This window comes from Vibrio sp. Vb1755 (assembly GCF_033338635.1).
Taxonomy (GTDB): Bacteria; Pseudomonadota; Gammaproteobacteria; order Enterobacterales; family Vibrionaceae; genus Vibrio; species Vibrio alginolyticus.
The window spans coordinates 1-1,348 of record NZ_JAWOTA010000169.1 but is presented as its reverse complement, the minus strand read 5'-3'; the positions used below and the strand labels follow the sequence as shown (position 1 = coordinate 1,348).

Sequence of the window (1,348 nt, the reverse complement as noted above, 5' to 3'; positions counted from 1 at the left end):
CGCGACTAATAAACCTATCGCTATCACCATGCCAACGTAGTTGTTGTTAAGGAAAGCTCTGAAACACAAATCGCGCTCGCGGTGGCGGATCAAATGCTGCTGATAAACAAACAATGATGCGGCAATCAGCACCGTCCAGTAGTAACTCTGGCCTAATTGATAAAACTGCCCTAGCCCCACCAACATCGCCAACGTCACTAACTGTAACACTCCAATGATTAACTTGTCGTGACGACCGAACAGAATCGCTGTCGATTTGATACCGATTTTTAAATCGTCATCGCGATCCACCATTGCATACTGAGTGTCGTAGGCAATCGTCCACAATGCATTAATCACAAACACAAACCAAACCATCACTGGTAGCTCACCGGTTTGTGCCGCCCACGCCATAGGAATCGCCCAGCTAAACGCTAATCCCAAAAACAGCTGCGGGATATGCGTGTAACGCTTCATAAAAGGGTAGATAAAGGCTAAGACAAGGCCCGCAAAAGAGAGCTGAATCGTTAAGGGGTTCATGGTCAACACAAGTAAGAATGAGCTCACGGCCAAAACCAAAAATAAGCCAATCGCCTCTTTCGCCGTGACCTTACCCGAAGGCAATGGACGCTGTTTAGTACGCTTCACATGACCATCGACTTTGCGGTCTGCAAAATCGTTAATGACGCAGCCTGCACTACGCATTAAAAATACACCCAACACAAATACAATGAGCACATCCCAACTCGGTATGCCTTGGGCTGCAATGACCAGAGCCCAAACCGTTGGCCACAACAACAATAGTGAACCAATTGGGCGATCCATTCGCATCAGCTGCCAATATGCTTTGGCTTTTTCTGCGGACATTTACACTCTCTCCTTGGCGTAAATAGGTGAATTCGATAAGAATAACTCAGCGACTAACATAGGTTTGTGATTCATCCACAACCTTGAGCGTCGTGCGAGAAAACGGCCTTGAGGCAAGTGAACCCAACCCATTTGTAGCGAGTCGCGCTCGACATTATCGGCGCTAAAGACGGTGAGCCCTAGTGGGATATCGCCTTGCTGCGCTAAGTCGTATTGCTGATCGACCAACGTAGTACGTGGGATCAAAGTACGACCAACAACCCAAGGGCAGTCGTCTCCACACAGGACGACCTCTCTTAGGAGGCAATCTTGCTCAGACAGTAACTGACTTTCATCCGATTTCAGTGTCTTCGCTGTGACGATATGATTTTGCAGCAGTTCTACCGTCAATTCCTGACAGTGCTGCTTTAAACGACGTGACAAAGACCCTTGCTCTTCCAGCCAATGCTTGGCAAATTCGTTTGGAAATTCAAATTCTTCGGGCTTTTGCCACTCTACTTCC

Annotated in this window: 2 protein-coding genes; both read right to left on the bottom strand. The window is 47.7% G+C overall.

Annotated elements, in window-relative coordinates:
• Positions 1 to 846 (bottom strand): 4-hydroxybenzoate octaprenyltransferase (gene ubiA / locus R7E00_RS23595; RefSeq protein WP_318124657.1); only part of this gene is annotated, 846 nt, incomplete at its 3' end.
• The coding region (locus R7E00_RS23590) for a chorismate lyase (protein WP_318124656.1) at positions 847 to 1,348 on the bottom strand (502 nt) is incomplete at its 5' end.